This window comes from Salinimicrobium oceani (genome assembly GCF_012037645.1).
The window spans coordinates 140,285-159,777 of sequence record NZ_JAAVJR010000004.1 but is presented as its reverse complement, the minus strand read 5'-3'; the positions used below and the strand labels follow the sequence as shown (position 1 = coordinate 159,777).

General features: G+C 40.3%; 23 protein-coding genes. 6 read left to right on the top strand and 17 right to left on the bottom strand.

What is annotated here, in order from left to right; all coding sequences use genetic code 11:
* Window positions 1–97: 97 nt before the first annotated feature.
* The 7 genes from arfB to HC175_RS08635 all read right to left on the bottom strand — a co-directional run bounded on the left by arfB (window position 98) and on the right by HC175_RS08635 (window position 4,888).
* Window positions 98–502, bottom strand: coding sequence for an alternative ribosome rescue aminoacyl-tRNA hydrolase ArfB (arfB, locus tag HC175_RS08665; RefSeq protein WP_168138092.1), 405 nt, complete (start codon window positions 500–502; stop codon window positions 98–100).
* Window positions 503–2,053: a DUF4301 family protein gene (locus tag HC175_RS08660; protein ID WP_168138091.1), complete on the bottom strand. Its 1,551-nt coding sequence runs from the start codon at window positions 2,051–2,053 to the stop codon at window positions 503–505.
* On the bottom strand, window positions 2,043–2,621 hold the full coding sequence (locus tag HC175_RS08655) for an AAA family ATPase (protein WP_168138090.1): 579 nt from the start codon (window positions 2,619–2,621) through the stop codon (window positions 2,043–2,045). Before HC175_RS08655 ends, HC175_RS08660 begins: the two co-directional genes overlap by 11 nt.
* Entirely contained in the window at window positions 2,579–3,214 is a 636-nt protein-coding gene (gene pnuC / locus HC175_RS08650) for a nicotinamide riboside transporter PnuC (protein ID WP_168138089.1), read from the bottom strand. The genes HC175_RS08655 and pnuC overlap by 43 nt, the downstream gene beginning before the upstream one ends.
* Window positions 3,198–3,458: a YkoF family thiamine/hydroxymethylpyrimidine-binding protein gene (locus tag HC175_RS08645; RefSeq protein ID WP_168138088.1), complete on the bottom strand. Its 261-nt coding sequence runs from the start codon at window positions 3,456–3,458 to the stop codon at window positions 3,198–3,200. Before HC175_RS08645 ends, pnuC begins: the two co-directional genes overlap by 17 nt.
* Window positions 3,459–3,542: 84 nt before the next feature.
* Window positions 3,543–4,253 carry a phosphoglycerol geranylgeranyltransferase gene (locus HC175_RS08640; RefSeq protein WP_168138087.1) on the bottom strand — a complete coding sequence of 237 codons (711 nt, stop codon included), beginning with the start codon at window positions 4,251–4,253 and terminating at the stop codon, window positions 3,543–3,545.
* Window positions 4,253–4,888 (bottom strand): 4'-phosphopantetheinyl transferase family protein, encoded by a 636-nt coding sequence (locus tag HC175_RS08635; RefSeq protein ID WP_168138086.1) that lies wholly within the window; start codon window positions 4,886–4,888, stop codon window positions 4,253–4,255. Before HC175_RS08635 ends, HC175_RS08640 begins: the two co-directional genes overlap by 1 nt.
* Window positions 4,889–4,949: 61 nt before the next feature.
* Between HC175_RS08635 and ahcY the strand changes: the two genes are divergently transcribed.
* Entirely contained in the window at window positions 4,950–6,266 is a 1,317-nt protein-coding gene (gene ahcY, locus HC175_RS08630; protein WP_168138085.1) for an adenosylhomocysteinase, read from the top strand.
* Window positions 6,267–6,351: 85 nt separating this feature from the next.
* Here the strand turns inward: ahcY and HC175_RS08625 are convergent, their stop codons facing one another.
* The 4 genes from HC175_RS08625 to HC175_RS08610 form a co-directional block, all read right to left on the bottom strand.
* Entirely contained in the window at window positions 6,352–6,570 is a 219-nt protein-coding gene (locus tag HC175_RS08625) for a putative signal transducing protein (protein ID WP_168138084.1), read from the bottom strand.
* Between the two features lie 142 nt (window positions 6,571–6,712).
* Window positions 6,713–6,973, bottom strand: a complete 261-nt coding sequence (gene rpmA / locus HC175_RS08620) for a 50S ribosomal protein L27 (RefSeq protein WP_029037342.1) — start codon at window positions 6,971–6,973, stop codon at window positions 6,713–6,715.
* 26 nt (window positions 6,974–6,999) lie between these two features.
* A complete protein-coding gene (gene rplU, locus HC175_RS08615; protein WP_168138083.1) occupies window positions 7,000–7,485 on the bottom strand; it encodes a 50S ribosomal protein L21 in 486 nt (161 codons plus the stop codon).
* A gap of 92 nt (window positions 7,486–7,577) precedes the next feature.
* Window positions 7,578–8,042 (bottom strand): DUF4199 domain-containing protein, encoded by a 465-nt coding sequence (locus tag HC175_RS08610; protein WP_168138082.1) that lies wholly within the window; start codon window positions 8,040–8,042, stop codon window positions 7,578–7,580.
* 174 nt (window positions 8,043–8,216) lie between these two features.
* On the opposite strand from HC175_RS08610, the gene HC175_RS08605 reads away from it, so the two are divergent.
* Together HC175_RS08605 and HC175_RS08600 are read left to right on the top strand one after the other, a co-directional pair.
* Window positions 8,217–9,536: a M16 family metallopeptidase gene (locus tag HC175_RS08605; protein WP_168138081.1), complete on the top strand. Its 1,320-nt coding sequence runs from the start codon at window positions 8,217–8,219 to the stop codon at window positions 9,534–9,536.
* A gap of 14 nt (window positions 9,537–9,550) precedes the next feature.
* A complete protein-coding gene (locus HC175_RS08600; protein WP_168138080.1) occupies window positions 9,551–11,617 on the top strand; it encodes a M16 family metallopeptidase in 2,067 nt (688 codons plus the stop codon).
* Window positions 11,618–11,730: 113 nt separating this feature from the next.
* Here the strand turns inward: HC175_RS08600 and HC175_RS08595 are convergent, their stop codons facing one another.
* From HC175_RS08595 to mutY, 6 genes are all read right to left on the bottom strand, one after another.
* Window positions 11,731–11,904, bottom strand: coding sequence for a hypothetical protein (locus tag HC175_RS08595; protein ID WP_168138079.1), 174 nt, complete (start codon window positions 11,902–11,904; stop codon window positions 11,731–11,733).
* A gap of 69 nt (window positions 11,905–11,973) precedes the next feature.
* Window positions 11,974–12,858 carry a DMT family transporter gene (locus HC175_RS08590; protein WP_168138078.1) on the bottom strand — a complete coding sequence of 295 codons (885 nt, stop codon included), beginning with the start codon at window positions 12,856–12,858 and terminating at the stop codon, window positions 11,974–11,976.
* A gap of 44 nt (window positions 12,859–12,902) precedes the next feature.
* Window positions 12,903–13,460 carry a gliding motility lipoprotein GldD gene (gldD, locus tag HC175_RS08585; protein WP_168138077.1) on the bottom strand — a complete coding sequence of 186 codons (558 nt, stop codon included), beginning with the start codon at window positions 13,458–13,460 and terminating at the stop codon, window positions 12,903–12,905.
* A complete protein-coding gene (locus HC175_RS08580; protein ID WP_168138076.1) occupies window positions 13,457–14,776 on the bottom strand; it encodes a gliding motility-associated protein GldE in 1,320 nt (439 codons plus the stop codon). Before HC175_RS08580 ends, gldD begins: the two co-directional genes overlap by 4 nt.
* A 21-nt stretch (window positions 14,777–14,797) precedes the next feature.
* Entirely contained in the window at window positions 14,798–15,292 is a 495-nt protein-coding gene (locus HC175_RS08575) for a single-stranded DNA-binding protein (protein ID WP_168138075.1), read from the bottom strand.
* A gap of 92 nt (window positions 15,293–15,384) precedes the next feature.
* Window positions 15,385–16,425: an A/G-specific adenine glycosylase gene (gene mutY / locus HC175_RS08570; protein WP_168138074.1), complete on the bottom strand. Its 1,041-nt coding sequence runs from the start codon at window positions 16,423–16,425 to the stop codon at window positions 15,385–15,387.
* A 122-nt stretch (window positions 16,426–16,547) separates the two neighbouring features.
* Between mutY and HC175_RS08565 the strand changes: the two genes are divergently transcribed.
* The 3 genes from HC175_RS08565 (at window position 16,548) to HC175_RS08555 (ending at window position 19,317) form a co-directional block, all read left to right on the top strand.
* Window positions 16,548–16,853 carry an HU family DNA-binding protein gene (locus HC175_RS08565; RefSeq protein WP_317172104.1) on the top strand — a complete coding sequence of 102 codons (306 nt, stop codon included), beginning with the start codon at window positions 16,548–16,550 and terminating at the stop codon, window positions 16,851–16,853.
* 297 nt (window positions 16,854–17,150) lie between these two features.
* The gene (locus tag HC175_RS08560; protein WP_168138073.1) at window positions 17,151–18,692 is read left to right on the top strand and encodes an Rne/Rng family ribonuclease; all 1,542 of its coding nucleotides are present in this window, start codon (window positions 17,151–17,153) and stop codon (window positions 18,690–18,692) included.
* 76 nt (window positions 18,693–18,768) lie between these two features.
* Window positions 18,769–19,317, top strand: a complete 549-nt coding sequence (locus HC175_RS08555; RefSeq protein ID WP_235942563.1) for a GNAT family N-acetyltransferase — start codon at window positions 18,769–18,771, stop codon at window positions 19,315–19,317.
* The last annotated feature ends 176 nt before the right edge of the window (window positions 19,318–19,493 follow it).

The following is a 19,493-nucleotide window of genomic DNA, read 5'->3' as shown; positions in this document are numbered from 1 at the left end:
TCAGTAAAAATGGGTAGTTAACTTAAATTTTAGAAGAAGAATTATGTGGGATATATGTATATTCTCCACAAAATTCTGTGGATTTTTTCCCCAGACCCTAGTCTTTCATAGGGTCTTTTCGAGATGCCTTTTTATCTGAAAGTTGTTTTTTCTCTCGAAGCCGCTTTAACTTTGCAGCTTTTGAAGGTTTCGTTTTTTTTCGGGGTTTGCGCTTCTTTAAGGACTCCTTAAGCAGGTTCAGAAACCTTTGAGTTACCAGTTCCTTATTTCGATGCTGACTGCGGGACTCGTCGCATTGCAGGATAAGTTCGCCTGCATTGGTAAGTCGGGATTCAAGTTTTTTAAACAACCTGGACTTCTCTTCTTCAGAAAATGCTGAAGTTTCAGATAGCTGAAAGTGAAGCTCCACTTTAGAGGAAACTTTATTGACATTCTGGCCTCCAGCCCCCGAACTTCTTACTGCTTTGTACTGCGCCTCCTGTATGAGCTGCTTTTCATTCACTTACTTTACCTGGTGTGAAGGTTTTATAAGATCGGCCACTGTTTTCACAGGATTAAAGGTCTCAACAGGCACCTCAACAAAAATGCTGTTCCATTTTGCCATTGCACCGTTCCATAGGCCTGGCAATTCCAGTGCCTTTAGCTCTTTGCCATCTTTTGTTTTATTAGCAATAAAACTAGTTTCTTCATCTATATATTTAAAGAGGTCAAATTTTTCCCCTTTAAAATTTTTGAAGGAGCAAACTACGTCTACGGGATTAAAGTGAGTCGCTTCCTGCGCAATCTTACTCTGTTGGTAGTTTTCGTGGTCGATCTGGGAACTTTCTACGATTTGGAGCGATATCTCTCCATTTTTGTTGGTCACCCAAAAAGGACCGCCTCCAGGTTCGCCCTCATTTTTGACCATTCCACAAACCCTTATTGGCCTGTTAAGGTGTTTCTTTAAAGCCTCTATTTTCTCCCCTTTTTGAAGCTCCTGAAAATTAATATTTAAGCCGGCGTTGAGTTCCTGCTGAAGAAAATGCACCATCTCCTGAAGCTGCTCCTCGCGCACCCCGCTCTCGAGATCTTTTAAATATTCAAAGCTCTTTTCCTGGAGTTGCAGGAGTTTCCCGGCCAGCATCTTCTTATATTGAGCTAACAACGGCCGATGTTTTGGAGTCACAACATTATCGATGTTCTTAATGAAGATGAGATCGGCTTTCTGGTCATTTAAATTCTTGATCAACGCACCATGCCCTCCCGGCCTGAAGAATATTTCACCATTCTCATCTCGAAAAGGCTCATTATCCTTGCTTACCGCTACTGTATCGGTCCTGGGATCCTGGTAAGAGTAAGTGACTTCAAACTGGTAGCCGGTTTCCTTTTCCAGCTTTGGCCGGACTTTCTTCACTTCCTTTTCAAATTTCTCGCGGTGTTCTTCAGAAACCGTAAAATGCACCCGCACCTTCTTTCTGGAAGAAGCATAGTCAATAGCTTCTATCAGGTGTTCTTCAACCGCAGTAGCCAAATGATCCTCATACCTGTGAAACGGCACCAGACCTTTAGGCTGGTCTCCAAGATCAAGACCATCTTGCTGCAGCATATATTTTACGAACAAGTATTGCTGCTGGTCTTCGGGTAGAGTTTCATAATGATCTTCGGCACGCTTAATTACTTTTAGCACCTCATTATAAAAAGGCAAATCCTTTATTCTACTGAAAAAGAGTTCCAGGCTGCTGTCATTTTTCTTTTCGATGTAGGTTTCGAGCGATTCATTTTTCGCGTCAAATTCCTCTAGCAGATTATAAAATGCTTTAAACATACGGGTAGCTGCACCCGATGCCGGTACGAATTTTAATATTTCAAGTTCTTCCTTAGAAGATTCGTAATGTTTTTTGAGAGCAGTGCTCTCTTCTTCAGAAACAGCTAAAATCCCATTTTTTACGGTAGCTGCCTCTCTAATATTTACAGCAATATTTCCTCTTTTAAAGATCTCTATTTGTTCCTGTACTTTTTCAGGAGTAATTCCTTTTTTTTGGATCTGTGAGATATCCTTTTCGCTAAAGTCCAATTTCCTTATTTTTTAGTTGGTCAATAATTTGAACAGCCGCATCAAATCGCTGCTGCAAACTTCCCTGCAACACCCGGTACGGCAAATCATTCTGAATGAGGGTATTTTCAAATCTGGCAAACATAAGATCCCGCTGCAGGGGCCGGTCACGCAGATCATCTTCAACCCAGGGAACGTCAATATACGTTAAAAAATAGAGATCATATTTGGCCTTTAACGCAGGTTTAAGAAGGGAGGGATCAACAAATTCATTGTAATACGCTCTGGAATAAACCACCAGTTCCAGGAGATTGGTGTCACAAAACAGCAGTTCACTGGCAGTGGCTGCTTTCTTATTTTCTAAGAGAATTTGTCCTTTTGCAATTGGCAGAAGATCATGAGGTTCACAGATCTTTTGCTCCTTGTTCCATTTTTTCTGAAGGTATTCCCTCATATATTCGGGCACCCACTCTGTCTCGTAATGCTCGGCGAGCATTTTGGCCAGGGTTGTCTTCCCAGTCGATTCGGGACCAAAAAGAACGATCTTTATGACGTTACGTGTCCGCCGCTGCTCAAGCTCTCCTTCCATGTTTTATATCCATATATTGCTATGACAGTAAATAACAGGTACTGCAAACTGGTAAACGTAAGGCCTTTGTAAAAATAAAGTGGAACCGAGATGATATCTCCAATGATCCAGTAGATCCAGTTTTCAAGTTTTTTACGAGCCATAAGCCACATGCCCACAAAAAAAATGGCTGTAGTAACCGTATCGATGTAAGCTGTCCAATGATTCCATTTGTCGAAATATTCATAGACCCCAAAGGTGAAAAGCCAGGTGCCCACAAAAATTAAGAGGCTCCAAAAATGCTCTTTTTGAGAGGTCTTTGTAATAGGTATAAAATGAACTGCATCTACTTTTCTCGTCCATACATACCAGCCGTAAATGCTCATACTTGCGTAATAGAAATTGATCATCATATCGCCCAGCAGCTGCCATTGCCACAGGAGATAAACAAAAATGACCGTACTCACAATACCGGTGGGATAAACCAGAATATTTTCCTGTTTTGAATACCACACAGAAAGGAATCCGAAGATCACGGCTATGATCTCCAGGACAATGTAAAGCGTAGGGTAATCTGAATACTGCTGAAAAAGAAAATCAAAAATCGGCTGCATAGTCGCTTCTGTTTCCCTTCACAATTTTCATGGTTAGCAACACATGATCTGAAGCCTGAAAAGTTTCCTTCACTTCTTCGGTAAGAAATTCCATTACCCTGTCATACTCGCCGAATACCTGGGTACTTAATGGATTTTCCATCACCGTTAGTCCCGAAGCGCGTAGTTTTTTTATAAATGCCTTGATAGGCGCTTCAAAATCATCCTGCAGCGGTGTAAGCGCAAGTTCTACTGAAATTTGCATAATTCAATGTTTTTGTCTTTTCAAAATTAGGAAGATTAAGACGTAAAAAAGCCCTTTTTGGAAACTTTCAGTTTTCCTCTTATTCTAAAGGCTAAAGAAATCTCCATTTTCAAAGGCGGTACCTATCACCACCATGTTGGCACCTGCTTCATAGGCAAGAGATAGTTGTTTTGAGGAACGAATTCCGCCACCCACGATAATTGGAATATCGACAGTCTCTTTTACTGCTGAAATGATATCGGAAGAAACAGGATTGAGTGCCCCACTTCCGGCTTCGAGATAGATGAGTTTTTTCCCGGCATAGAAACCTGCCATGGCAGTGTCTACAATTTCAGAGATATTATTCTGCGATAAAGGTTGAGTTCCACTTACCTTCTCCACGGCACATTCTTTTCCGCCGTCAATGAGAAGATACGCAGTGGGAATTATTTCCAGGCTGGTTTTCCTTATCAAAGGCACTGCCTTCACCTGTTGCGTTATAAGATATTCAGGATTTCTTCCGGAGAGCAGACTTAGAAAAAGCAGCGCATCAGCCGAATCAGAAATCTGCCGATAATCTCCAGGAAACAGAATTACCGGGAGATCTGTTTGTTCCTTGATCGCCTGGACACAGACTTCAAGATCTTCAGCAGCAACCGTGCTGCCACCAATTAAAATATGGGTAGTCAAAAATGGGATTTTCCGAAGGAATTCTTTTGCGTTATGTGGGTCAAATTTTTCGGGGTCAATGAGAACTGCCAGAAGTTTTTGTCCAGCTTTTTTCGAAGCTATGATTTCCTGGAGTACCCGCGGCATCAGGAAACTTTTCTAAGAGTATATACACAGGTAAAACCTTCAAATTCGAGAAATTCGAATTCATACCAGCTCGTTATTCCATTAAAAGTGATCTTGCCGGTAGTCTTGTGATCGTCGAAATCAAAATCGGTAATGTTGATGTGCTGTAAAAAACTAACCTTTGGCTGGGCATATAGTTTATAAACCGCTTCTTTCGCCCCCCAAACAATAGTGAGCTTTCTAATAAGTGCATCTGCGTTTGCAAGGGTGCGATATTCTTCAAGCGGAGTGAATTTTTGAGCGATCAACAGGATCTTATCCCGCTGTTTTTCGATATCTATTCCTACTTCCCTTTCACTTACAATAATTCCCGAAAAAGTATAGGAATGGGTTATGGAAATGAACTTCCCGTCTCGCAGGTGAGGTTTTCCAGCCTCGTCATAAAAAAGATCATGATCTGTGTAGCCTGCAGCAGCCAGTAAATGTCTCACACTCATAAATCCGCGTCGATGCAAGTCACTTTTCATGCCTTCCACCCGCTGCCTACAATGAGTTGTGAGCTCCATTCCCTCACTAAGTTTTTCAAATGGCTCTTCTATCTTCCAAATGAGCACATTAGTTCCCGGACTTATTGTTATTGTTTTGTAAAGGGGCATAAAAAACTCTTAGATATTCTGTACTTTTGCAGTTCTGAAAAACGTAATCAAATATAATAATATGTCAACGAAAACGGTGCCTTATACTAAGTATAAAGTTAAAGATATTTCCCTTGCAGACTGGGGAAGAAAAGAAATAGAACTTGCTGAAGCCGAAATGCCCGGGCTTATGTCGCTTCGTGAAGAATATGGTGCAGAGCAGCCATTAAAGGGCGCACGCATTGCAGGTTGTCTTCATATGACCATACAAACAGCCGTTCTTATTGAGACTCTTGTTGCACTTGGAGCCGAGGTAACATGGAGTTCCTGTAATATATTCTCTACACAAGACCAGGCTGCAGCTGCAATTGCCGCTGCCGGTATTCCTGTTTATGCCTGGAAAGGTATGAATGCCGAGGAATTTGACTGGTGTATCGAGCAAACCCTTTTCTTCGGTGAAGATCGCAAACCTTTAAATATGATCCTCGATGATGGTGGGGATCTTACCAATATGGTTTTGGACAAGTATCCAGAGCTAGCTGAAGGAATCAAAGGACTTTCTGAAGAGACCACAACAGGTGTGCACAGGCTTTATGAGCGTATGAAAAAGGGAACGCTTCCTATGCCGGCAATTAACGTTAACGATTCTGTTACCAAGTCAAAGTTTGATAACAAATATGGATGTAGAGAGAGTGCTGTAGATGCGATTCGTCGTGCTACAGATGTAATGCTTGCAGGAAAGCGTGTTGTGGTTTGCGGTTATGGAGATGTAGGAAAAGGTACTGCTGCCTCATTTAGAGGTGCAGGCTCTATTGTAACGGTAACAGAAATTGATCCTATTTGTGCGCTGCAGGCGGCAATGGATGGCTTTGAAGTTAAAAAGCTGGAAACTGTACTTCCAAAAGCAGATATTGTGATCACCACTACGGGAAACAAGGACATTGTTCGCGGGGAACACTTTAAAGCTATGAAAGATAAGACCATTGTTGCCAATATTGGACATTTCGATAATGAGATCCAGGTGGCGTGGTTGAATGAGAACTACGGAAATACCAAAAATGAGATTAAACCACAGGTAGACAAATATACTATTGACGGAAAAGATATCATTCTTCTTGCTGAAGGCCGCTTGGTAAATCTTGGTTGTGCTACAGGACACCCGAGTTTTGTGATGAGTAACTCATTTACAAATCAGACCCTGGCTCAGATTGAACTTTGGAAGAACACAGATCAATATGAGAACAAGGTTTATATGCTTCCGAAGCACCTTGATGAAAAAGTAGCTGCACTTCACCTTGAGAAGATTGGAGTGGAATTAACCGAGCTTACCGAAGAACAAGCCGAGTATATTGGAGTTACAGTAGAAGGACCATTTAAGCCGGAATACTACAGATATTAAATCAATTTCCAATACCACCTGGTATTGAGATCAAAATCCTTTTAAATATCCTGTCAAAAATGACATTTTTGACAGGATATTTTTTTTAAGAAAAGCCTCGACTTTTAAGGATGCTGACTGCTTTTTCCTGCTGGCCTTCGGGCACCTGGACCCTCATTCCTGAAATTCCGAGACCGGCAAGGCCCGAAGCACTATCTGTAGCCATATCGGGCAAGACAAAATCAATGTCGTTTTCTTCTAATAAATTCCGAATTATAGCTATTTCGGAAGTATGGATGGTGTTGTAGATCGTAATGAATTTCATGGCTTAAGTTTAGTCGCTTGTCAATGAAGATAGCAAATTCTTTAAAATTCTAATCTCACCTCAACTCATATCCCGAAAAACACCACAAAAAAAACCCTTCTGAAAAAATTCAGAAGGGTTTTAAGCTCTTAAAAAGAAAATATTAAGCCTGGAACGGTTCTATAGAAACGTAAGACTTGTTGTCTTTCTTTTTAGTAAATTTTACGATACCATCAACTCTGGCATGTAAAGTATGGTCTTTTCCTGCGTACACATTCTCACCTGGATTGTGTGCAGTACCTCTTTGTCTAACGATGATGTTTCCGGCTACGGCAGCTTGACCTCCAAAAATCTTCACACCTAAGCGTTTCGATTCAGATTCTCTACCGTTCTTGGAACTACCAACTCCTTTTTTGTGAGCCATTTTATTTCGTTTTTACTATTAAACTTTTAGCTTAATGCAGCTACTAATTCGGCTTTTTTCATTGAAGAGTATCCCTCAACGCCCTTCTCTTTAGCCATTTCTCTTAATTCAGCAACAGTGTTGTTGTTAAGGTCGTTGTTAGAAGTCTCCTCTTTACTAGCTTTTGGAGCTTCTTTTTTAGCTGAAGTGGCTTTTTTACCGTTAACAGAAATTCCTTCGATAGAAATTTCGGTCAAAGCCTGGCGGTGACCGTTCTTCACTCGGTAACCTTTTCTTCTTTTCTTTTTGAAAACAATTACTTTGTCTCCTTTAAGGTGCCTGGTGATTTTAGCATCAACCAAAGCTCCTTCTATAGCTGGGGCGCCAAGAGTGATGTTGTCACCGTCACCTGTTAGAAGAACTTTATCGAAAGAAACACTGTCTCCTTCTTCTCCTGCAAGCCTGTGAACAAATACCTTCTGGTCTTTTGCAACTTTAAATTGCTGCCCTGCTATCTCTACAATTGCGTACATAGCGTCTTTAATTAAGGGTTTACATTCTCGCCCTGAAATTTTTCAAGGCGGGTGCAAATATACTCCTAATTAATTAATTTGCAAAGGCTTTATTAATAGGTGTGTTTTTTTCCTTCGGAAGTATTCCAGGTAGGTTTATAGAGCTGCATTATTGCGAGAGTAACAACAAAAGAAGTTGCAAAACCCATGAGTGCAACTGTAAAGACCAACATTCCAATGGGCACGAACCAGTCTGTCTCCCACATGGTGATCAACTCCTCCTGAAATCCTGGATTTAATTCACTGGTGTACAAGGCAAAGAATCCTGTGAAAATGACTGTAGCCACAAACCCTGCAGAGATCCCTGCTGCAAAGCCCTTTTGATATTTGAACTTTCCACCTTTCTTCGCTCTGTAGGCTTTTATAGCTAAAAAGATCCCTCCTCCTGTGATGACCATATTGAAGATGCTGTAAGCGGGATTCACATGTAATCCAAAAATAGACAGCAGTAAGAAATAAGCGATCAACGCAATGGCAATAAATATCCCATATAATAATGGAACAGATAATTTTTTCATGGAGTTGGTTTTAGTGATTTTTATAAATTTCTAAAAAATAAGAGGAATTATCCCTTAACAGCTTGTTAATTTAGAGAACGCCTTATTTTGAATCCTCAGAAATTCCTTTAATCTTGTAACGTGACTCCTTTTTTCCCTACTAATAGGCTGTATTTAATTGTAAACCTTAATATAATGATCAACAAACTTAGATTAACTGCCTTTGCATTGTTTGTGGGTGTTACCTCAAGTGCACAGGAAGTTGAATTTGTCCAGTACACACTGGATAACGGGCTGGATGTCATCCTGCACCAGGACAACACAGCACCTGTAGTAACTACCTCGGTAATGTATCACGTGGGCTCCAAAGATGAGAATCCTGAAAGAACCGGCTTTGCACATTTCTTCGAGCACCTGCTGTTTGAAGGCACCAAAAATATTGGAAAAGGAGAGTGGTTCAAGATCGTAACTTCCAATGGAGGGAGCAATAACGCAACCACCTCTGATGACCGAACTTACTACTACGAGAATTTCCCTTCTAACCAGTTAGAACTTGGTCTTTGGCTGGAATCTGAAAGAATGCTTCATCCCGTGATCGACCAGCAGGGTGTGGACACTCAGAACGAAGTGGTGAAGGAAGAAAAGAGATTGCGTATAGACAATGCGCCTTATGGAAATATATTAACTGCAGTTAAGGAAAATCTTTTCAAAAACCATCCTTACAGATGGTCACCAATTGGTTCCATGGAACATCTTGACGCTGCCACGCTGGAAGAGTTCAGAGCCTTTAATGATAAGTTCTATGTTCCGAATAATGCAACCCTCGTTGTAGCAGGTGATATCGACATTGAAAAAACAAAGGAGCTCGTAAAAGCTTACTTCAGTGAAATTCCTAAAGGTGAGCCGGTACAGAAGGAGAAGTTTGTGGAGGAACCCATTACACAACAAATTGAGGCTTCATATCACGATCCAAATATTCAAATTCCTGCCATCGCACTGGCCTGGAGAACTCCATCAATGAAAGAAAGAGACGCTTATGTGCTGGATATGATCTCATCTGTACTTTCTGACGGAAAATCTTCCCGCCTTTACAAAAAACTTGTTGATGACCAGAAGCAGGCTCTTCAAATCGGAGCTTTTAACATTGCTCAGGAAGATTACGGCCAGTACGTTATTTTTGGACTTCCATTGGGGGAAACTTCCCTTGACACCCTGGTATCTGAAGTTGATGAAGAGATCACAAAACTTCAAACAGAGCTTATTAGCCAGAGAGAATACGAGAAACTTCAGAATAAATTTGAGAACAGATATGTAAATTCCAACAGCAGTGTAGCAGGAATTGCAAGTTCCCTTGCCACCTACCACCAACTTTATGGGAACGTTGACCTCATCAATGAGGAGATCGATATCTACAGATCTATTACTCGCGAAGAAATTAGAGAGGTTGCCAAGAAATATCTGAACGCCAACCAACGCCTAAAACTGGAATATCTTCCAAAGGCTTCTGAACAATAAAATAAGAAATTAAGATGAAAAACAAATTAATAGCTTTAGCCGTATTTTTCCTTGCAACCACAGGAATTCAGGCGCAACAAATAGATCGAAGTCAGCAGCCAGAAGCAGGCCCTGCACCAGAGATCAATCTTGGGAAACCAGAAACTTTCACATTAAAGAATGGATTAAAGGTACTGGTGGTTGAAAACCATAAGTTGCCTAGAGTTTCAATGACCTTAACTATGGATAATCCCCCACATGCCGAAGGCGCAAAAGCTGGGGTAGCATCTTTGATGGGTGGTATGCTTGGGGAAGGAACGAAGAGCATTCCAAAAGAAAAATTCAATGAAGAAGTAGATTATTTGGGAGCAAACATGAATTTCTTTTCAAGAGGTGCATCTGCTAACACTTTATCAAAGTACTTCCCGAGAGTGCTGGAACTTATGGCACAGGGAGCGCTTAATCCTGATTTTAATCAGGAGCAGTTCGCAACTGAAAAGGAACGCAGTCTTGAAAACCTAAAAAGCGGTGAAAAAGATGTTGCCTCAAATGCCCGAAGGATTAGCAGTGCTCTTAGTTATGGAAAAAATCATCCTTATGGAGAGTTCACAACTAAAGAGAGCGTTGAGAAATTAACGCTTGCAGACGTTCAACAGTACTATCAAAATTATTACGTGCCTCAAAACGCTTATCTAGTGGTAATAGGAGACGTGAAAACGGATGAAGTAAAGAAACTTGTTGAAAAGAACTTCAGTTCATGGAAGAAAAAAGAGCTTCCTAAAACTACACTTCCAGAGGTGAAGAACGTACAACAAACAGAGGTCAATTTTGTTGATTTTCCTAATGCCGTTCAAAGTGAGGTACAGGTAACGAACACTATTCAGCTTAAAAAAGGAGATCCAGATTATTTTCCGGTTTTGATGGCCAACAAGATCCTTGGAGGGGGTGGTGAAGCGAGATTGTTCCTTAATCTGCGCGAAGACAAAGGATATACATATGGTGCCTACTCAAGTACTGGAGATGATAAATATGTAGCTCGTTTTGTTGCAAGTGCCAGCGTACGTAATGCAGTAACAGATTCGGCAGTTGTAGCCTTCCTTGATGAGCTGCACAGAATTAGAACAGAGAAAGTATCTCAGGAAGAACTTGCCAATGCAAAAGCTAAATATACAGGCGACTTCGTAATGGCTTTAGAACGTCCTTCTACTATTGCACAATATGCGCTGAACATAGAGACAGATCAACTACCTGCAAATTTCTACCAGACTTACCTGCAAAAAATAAATGCCGTAACTGCCGAAGATATTCAGCGTGTAGCCAAAAAATATTATTTGGCAGACAATGCCCGCATCGTAGTAGTTGGAAAAGGTAGTGAAGTGGCCCCTGCTTTGGAAAAACTTTCTTACAATGGAAAATCCATTCCGGTGAAATATTTTGATAAAAATGCTAATCCTGTAGACAAACCAGATTACAACAAGAAGATAGATCCTTCTGTGTCTGTAGATAAAGTCTTTGCAGATTACATTTCAGCCATAGGTGGTGAAACAGCTGTAAAGGAGATCAATTCTCTTTACATGATCGCACAGGCAGAGATTCAGGGCCAGAAAATGGATCTTGAGGCAAAGACTACTACCAGCGGAAAATCTTTGACAGAAGTTGGAATGGGTGGAAATGTAATGCAAAGGCAGGTTTTTAATGGTGCAACAGGATTTGTTGCCGCCCAGGGACAAAAAATTCCTTTTACTGAAGAGCAGGTAACTGCTGCAAAGGCGGAAGCTCATCCTTTCCCGGAGTTAATTGCTCAAAATGCTACACTGCAGGGTCTTGAAGAGGTAGATGGAGAAGAAGCCTATGTAGTGCAGATGAATGAGACCACTACAAATTATTACAGCAAGGAAACTGGCTTGAAGATCAAGCAGGTGAAGACTGTAAAGCAAGGTCCGCAAACAATGAGCATTCCAATAGTTTTTAATGACTACAGAGAAGTTGATGGTGTGAAATTCCCATTCGAGTTGACACAAACAATGGGAGCTATGGTGCTAAAGTTTGAAGTATCAGACATTAAAGTGAATGAAGGCGTTGCAGATGCCGATTTTGAATAATAACATCTTTATAAAAAAAAGAACCGGCCTTTGGGCTGGTTTTTTTTTATGCAAGAGATTATGAATCAGCTTAGATCGCGATTAACTAGTAATGTTATGGACTTAGAGAAGGTTTAAATAAACAACCCCTGTTCCTCGCTGGTAGAAGCTAACTCCGTAGTCTTTTTCTGTACAGAATTTTTACTTTCGTTCTGAAGATCAGCAAGTTCTGCTGCAGCAAATTGCCAGGCTACTAAAATAAAGAAGCCTATAAAGAAGGCAAAACCAAAGAATAAGCGTTTTTTCATAGGATTAGGGTTTCCAAATGTTTAACTAACGTAAAGTTAATTAAAAGTTAAAAACACTCCAAATGGTATTTACACTTTTCTTCTTCGGCTATTCACTATTAACACTCCCACGATGATAATCAGGCCTGAAAAAAGCTGAAAAAGACTGAAAGTTTCTCCATCTAAAAATCCCCAACCCAGCGCCACTATTGGAACAAGGTAAGTAACAGAGGTAGAAAACACCGGATCTGAGATCTGGATCAATTTGTTGAAAACTATTAAGGCTGCTCCCGTGCCTATGACTCCCAAGATGCCAATGTAAAATAGGCTGAGAGGCACCTGCGAACCGGCTAATACCTCTTGCGAAAAAAACCCTGTAGACCATAGCACCACAAAGGCCGGAATGGCTATGACCATGAAATTGCCGGTGGTGATCGCTAAAGCAGGCAGACTTTGAAGATGGGTTTTGATCACATTTGCATTGAACCCGTAAAATAAGGAAGCTAATATTACCAGGAGAGAATACCAGTAATTCTGGTCGGGGTTGACGTTAGCCCCGCTCCAAATCAAAGCTGTTGTTCCCGCTAGTCCCACCATTACTCCCACAAATTTCTTTCTTACAAATGCAGCCTCAAATAAAATGATTCCCACTATCATAGAAAGTAAGGGAGTTGTGGAATTTAAAATAGATACAATAGCACTATCGATCTCAGTTTCGGCAAAGGAAAAAAGATAAGCAGGAAAAAAGGTTCCGAAGAATCCAGAAAAAGTGATCCACATCCATTGTTTTCCTTTGATATGTTTCAACTTTCTGAACCCGATGGCCAATAGGAAAATAGCAGCAAAAAGTGTCCGCAACGAGCCAACCTGAAGCGGCGTGAGACCAACAAGGCCCTTTTTTATCAATATAAAGGAGCTGCCCCAAACCACAGCGAGGAGGCAGAGGTAGATCCACTTTAACTTATCATTGGACATGCAAAAGAATTAAGAGGCGCCAAAAATAGGAAATCAAAGAGACATTATTGCCACTCCAGGGTTTCCATCAAGTGTCTCATATCTCTTTTGATGTAAGCAGCTGCCGGAAGAATTGAGTCAAAATTGGGCTGGGCATCAAAATAAACTGATCCTGTAAGAAAATGATTTATGCTGTCAGTGAGATAGAACTGCGCCTGGGAGGCGGCATTACCACTCACCTGATAGAACATGCCGTAGGTTCGGTGGTAGTTATTCGTATAAACAGATCCTTCAATAGCATCGGCCTTGATCGTGTGCCGCAAAGGCAATTTTTGAGCATCTGTAAGCAGGGAATCAAGATTATTCTTTACCGGCTGGTAGGTGATAAAGATCGTTCCTCTCAGATCTTCGTATTCCAGATTGATCCAACAATCCTGCCCTCCTCTTTCCGTCTTAAGACTGGTAATTTTGTTCCTCTCAAAGCTATAAGGACAGGAGGTGTCAAGAATAGTGTATTCTGCAGGGGGATAGTCGAGGGAAAGAAAGCCACTTGGTTTAGGCTGCACCTCATCCCCGCAGGAAACAAGTAAAATCAACAGCATTAAAAAGATCAAAGTTCTCATATTCCCTTAATACTAACTTTTATTTGTTTGATCCTTTTTTTATCGACTGCCTCTACTGTAAAGCTATACGCATCAAACAAAATAACGTCATTTTTTCTTGGGAAGCTCCCAGATATCTCGAGAAGGAATCCTGCCAAAGTCTCTGCCTCGCCTTTATTCTCCTCAAAGAGCTCAGGATTCTCAAGCTTTATAACTCTGTAAAAGTCCTTAAGAGGCGTCTTACCTTCAAAAACATAATTATTTTCATCAAGCTTTGAAAAGATAAGATCTTCATCATCAAATTCGTCACTTATATCCCCAACAATTTCTTCGATGATATCTTCCAGTGAAATGAGACCGCTGGTCCCGCCATATTCATCGACAACAATGGCAAGGTGATTCTTTTTATTCTTAAAGTCATTAAGAAGGTCATCCAGCTTCTTATTTTCGGGCACAAAGTATGGCTCCCTTAGTAAGGAGGTCCATTCGTAATCCTCTTCTTCTAGAAACGGCAACAGATCCTTTACATAAAGGATTCCAGTCACATTGTCAATATTCTCTTTATAAACCGGAATTCGGGAGTAACCATTCTCGATGATCTCCGGAATTATATCTGAGTATACTTGATTTTCATTAAGAGCAAAAATATCCATTCGTGGGCGCATCACCTGTTTTGTGTCGGTGTTTCCGAAGGAAACAATTCCACGCAGAATTTTCTGCTCTTCTTTTGTGGTATCGTGCTGACTCGTCAATTCCAGAGCCTGCGAAAGCTGATCCACGCTAAGTCCCGCCTTTTGATTGCCCAGTCTTTGATGTATACCCACCGTGATAGCACGCATAGGAATGCTTAGAGGAGAGAAGAACCGGTCCAGAAAATTAAGAGGATAGGCCATGAAATGTGCAAAGAACACTTTGTTGCGACTTGCATATACTTTAGGCAGGATCTCTCCAAAAAGCAGGATTAAAAAAGTCACCACCACCACTTCCAGTAGAAACTGAAGGTCAACTCCCATCACTACTGTGTCTATGTTCTCAAAAGCCCTGTCGGTTAGATTGTCGAATAACAGGATGATCGCAATATTGATCATGTTGTTAGCAACCAGAATGGTGGCCAGTAATTTCTTTGGCTTATCAAGCAGGCTAATAACAATTTGTTCTTTTACACTCCGCTTTGATTCGTCAACTTCAAAATCGGCCGGAGTAAGAGAAAAGAAAGCCACCTCGGCACCAGAAATAAGGGCTGAAGATGTCAATAATAGCAAAGCCGCTATTACACCAAAAAGCTGTGAGAAATTATCTAGAAAAAGTGGAAAGAAACTGGCAGGATCGGGATCCAAATGTTTAGCTTTTAATTAAACTTAGAACGGCAGGTCATCATCATCTTCCTGGGAAAATCCCTGGGATTGATTTGAAGCCGTATTTTGTTTAGGCTGATTCTGTGCCTGATTTTGATTGGTGTTCTGAGATTGCTGCTGCCCATAAGAAGAGCCGGCCTGATCCTGCGAACCACCCGAATCCTTAGGTGTCAAAAAGGTGAAATCTGTACAGTGAATTTCTGTAGAATATCGTTCCATTCCTTTATCATCCTGCCACTTCCTGGTCTTGATTCTACCTTCTATGTAAACTTTATCTCCTTTTTTGAGGTACTTCTCACAAATCTCGGCCGCCTTATTTCGAACCACTACATTATGCCACTCGGTATTGGTAACTCGTTCGCCACTGGTTTTGTTAGTATACACTTCATTAGTAGCGAGCGGGAATCTACCAATAGACCCACCTCCTTCAAAATAGTGCATTTTCACATCGTCTCCAGTATGGCCTATCAGCATTACTTTATTTAAGGTTCCGGTCATTTTTTGTAAATTTTATAAATCTAAAATAGGAAAAATTGTAAACAGTGATCCTCCTCAAAAATGTAATTTTTGGAAAGGATCTTTCCTAAGAATTAAAGATCAAAGGTATCAATAAAATTTTCGATTAAAACCGGCACCGGATATTTATTTACTTCTTCAAAGCGCACGCCTTGAGCAGGTAAGGTTTCGCAGCTGCATATCCAGAATTTGGTATAGAGATGTTGATGGGTAAGTTTATGCACAATAGGGATCTCATTATATAGGTAAAACTCTTTTGGAGAATTGCTAAAATAATCCTGCACGCCCGCTTCCATTACAAGATTCTCTACAGAGGCCTCTGCAGGGGTCTCAACGAGAGGAAACTCATACAAACCTTCCCAGATTCCCTTGCCGCGCCTTTGCTCCATTATAGTTTCTCCGTTTTCAGAAACAAAGACAAGGTAATTAAAGTGCCTTTTTCGCACCTTTAATTTCTTCAGCTTGACCGGAAGCTGAGCAATTTTATTTTGATTATAGGCTACACATTCAGAAGAGAAGGGACAGGTATTGCAAAGAGGATTCCGAGGTTTACATTGCTCTGAGCCAAATTCTATTAGGGCCTGATTGAAGTTAGCCGGATCGTCTTTAGATATCAGCTCCTGGGCCAGATTCCGAAATTGTTTTATTCCTGCGGAAGAATTCGTAGGAGTTTCAATGCCAAAAAGCCGAGCTAGCACCCTGTACACATTACCATCTACAGCTGCCTGTGCCTCGTCAAAACAGATAGAGGCAATAGCGCTGGCAGTATAATCTCCTACTCCTTTAAGCTTGACTAAGTTCTTATGATTATTAGGAAACTCTCCCCCCAAGTTGAAAGCCACGTGTTGCGCTGTATACAGCAGGTTCCTAGCGCGGGAGTAATATCCCAGCCCCTGCCACAGTTTCAGTACCTCTTCTTCGGAAGCATTTGCAAGCGAAAAGACGTTAGGAAAGGCCTGGAGAAACTTGAAATAATATGGTTTTCCCTGTTCTACTCGCGTTTGCTGAAGAATAATTTCACTAAGCCATACTTTATATGGGTCTTTTGTCGCTCTCCAGGGTAAATCTCTTTTGTTCTCTAAATACCAAACAATCAATCTTTTGGCAAAATTCATCAACACAATTTCTTTGATGCAATGATAATTCTTTATTCTCTTACTATTTAATGATTTAGGATTGAAAAGTTGCCGATTTAATTCATATATTTGCCCCTCGAAAATTTACAAACCCCATTTTAATAAATCATACGAAAATGACGAAAGCAGATATCGTGGCAAAAATCTCCGAAAAATTAGGAATGGAAAAAGGAGATGTTCAGGCTACTGTTGAAACCTTTATGGAAGAGGTGAAAACTTCATTAGAGGCTGGTGATAATGTTTACCTTAGAGGATTTGGAAGCTTTATCATTAAAACAAGAGCTGAAAAAACTGGAAGAAACATTTCCAAGAACACCACAATTAAGATTCCCGCACATAACATCCCGGCTTTCAAACCAGCCAAGGTATTTGTTGAAGGCGTGAAAAGCAACGTTGAGGTAAAATAGTATATCCCTGCCCGAGGGCAGTACCAAATAATTATTAATTAAAAAGTCACACTATGCCAAGTGGTAAAAAGAGAAAAAGACATAAGGTAGCTACGCACAAGCGTAAGAAGAGAAGAAGAGCTAACCGTCACAAGAAAAAGTAGTTTTCATACTACTTTTTTTATTTAAAACGTTCTTTGAAATCGAGATTTAAATTCAGGAGTTTTCTGAATTTAAATTTCTTCAGGATTTTAAAAACCCTGTGAATTTTATTGTTTAATCCACCCCGATTTTTTTCGGGAATAAAATCAATTTAGAGTGAACAAAGAGTTAATTATCAGAACCGGTTCCTCTGCTGTAGATTTTGCCTTATTAAAAGATGGAAAACTAATAGAACTCAACAAGGAAGAAGACGACAGTAATTTTGCCGTAGGAGATATTTTTCTCGCCAAGGTAAGAAAATCTGTTCCCGGCTTAAATGCCGGCTTTGTAAATGTTGGCTATACCAAAGATGCATTTTTGCATTATCATGATTTAGGCCCGCAGGTACTTTCTTTGCTGAAGTTCATAAAACGTGTAAGCACAGGTAAATTAAAGGATTACTCCCTAAAAGATTTTCCTTTAGAAAAGGATATTGATAAGGACGGAAGCATCGCCGATGTCTTAAAATCAAATCAATCGCTACTGGTACAGGTAGTAAAAGAGCCAATTTCCACCAAGGGCCCCCGAATAAGTTCTGAACTTTCTCTCCCGGGCCGTTATATCGTATTAGTCCCTTTTTCCAACCGCGTCTCTGTTTCACAGAAAATAGAAAGTAAAGAAGAAAAAGATCGCCTTAAACGACTGGTAAAAAGTATAAAACCTAAGGGCTTTGGAATTATTGTTCGTACCGTAGCAGAAGGCAGAAAAGTAGCAGAACTTGACAACGACTTGCAGAATTTAATGAGTCGCTGGACAGGTATGTGTAAAAAGCTGTATAAAGCACCTCATCCCTCAAAAGTATTAGGAGAATTAAATCGTGCATCTTCCATTTTAAGAGATGTCTTCAACGATACCTTTACTTCCATTTGTGTGGACGACGAGGCTTTATACACGCAGATTAAAGATTATGTGAGCGAAATTGCTCCAAAAAAAGAATCCATTGTAAAATTGTACGACTCAAACATTCCAATTTTCGAAAAATTTGGAATCGAACGACAGATTAAAACTACTTTTGGCCGCACCGTATCTATGAACAAAGGGGCATACCTGGTCATTGAGCACACCGAAGCTATGCACGTCATTGACGTGAACAGCGGAAATCGCTCAAACAAATCCAAAAACCAGGAAGATACGGCACTTGAGGTTAACCTTATAAGTGCTACCGAAATTGCCCGCCAGCTGCGCCTCCGAGACATGGGAGGAATCATAGTTGTAGATTTCATAGACATGAACAAAGCTGAAAACCGAAAAGCTTTGTACGATCATCTCAGAGAAGAGATGAGCGACGACCGGGCAAAACATAAAATTTTGCCACCTAGTAAGTTTGGTCTGGTACAAATTACCAGGCAAAGGGTTCGACCCGAGATGAATATCAAAACTAGGGAAGAGAATCCCAATAAAACTGGAGAAGAAATTGAAGCTCCAATTGTTTTGATAAACAGGATCAACCAGGACCTGCAAAAGCTTCTAAAAAAAGACTATAAAAAGATCACCCTTAGTGCACATCCTTTTATAGCAGCCTTTTTAACCAAAGGTTTTCCATCACCTCGCTCCAAGTGGTTCTTTGACCACAAGAAGTGGGTAAAAATTGTACCTAGAGATGCTTACACGTATCTTGAATACCACTTTCACGACAACGACGGGGAAGTGATTCAATAAAACTTTAAAGACGCCTTTCATTTATTTGGGAGGCGTTTTTTTTTGTTTATTAGTTGGCAGCAACGAGAAAATTACCATGATGAAATTTAATCCCTTCCCGGAATTAAAATCAAAAAGACTGTTCCTAAGAAATATTAAGGAATCAGACTGTGATACTATTCTTTTTTTACGTTCCGATGAGACCATCAATAAGTTTATCCAAAGACCTGAACATAGAAGAACGAGGAATAAAATTGATTCAATAAATTTTATAAAGGAACTAAATGATAATATCACGAATAACAAATCAATAGCTTGGGGAATTACACTTAAAAATGATCCTCAAATTATTGGAACAATTTGTTTGTGGAACTTTTCTCAGAATAAAAAGATTGCTGAAGTTGGATATGATTTAAACCCCGAATTTCAAAAAATTGGAATCATGAGTGCAGCTTTAAAAATGATTCTTGATTTTGGATTTAATGAACTAAAACTTAATAAAATAGAAGCTTATACACATCATGAAAATGAAAGTTCTAAAAAACTCCTGGTTAACAATGGGTTTCGTCAAATCAAAAATAAAAAAGATGTAGATAATGAGTCTAACATCATTTTTGAACTTGAAATTTACAGCCAACAACATTGAACCCTACAGGGGGCCTAGCTTTTCAAAAATGGCATTTTTCCAATCATTTAAAATAGCCCTTAACTTATTCCGCGAGCAGGATTCTTCGGGACGATATGAGAGGTGAGAAGCAGAATTGAGATATGAGGTTTAGCAGCATAGCCTATTGGGAACCTGCTCATCTCAAAAAAGCTTAT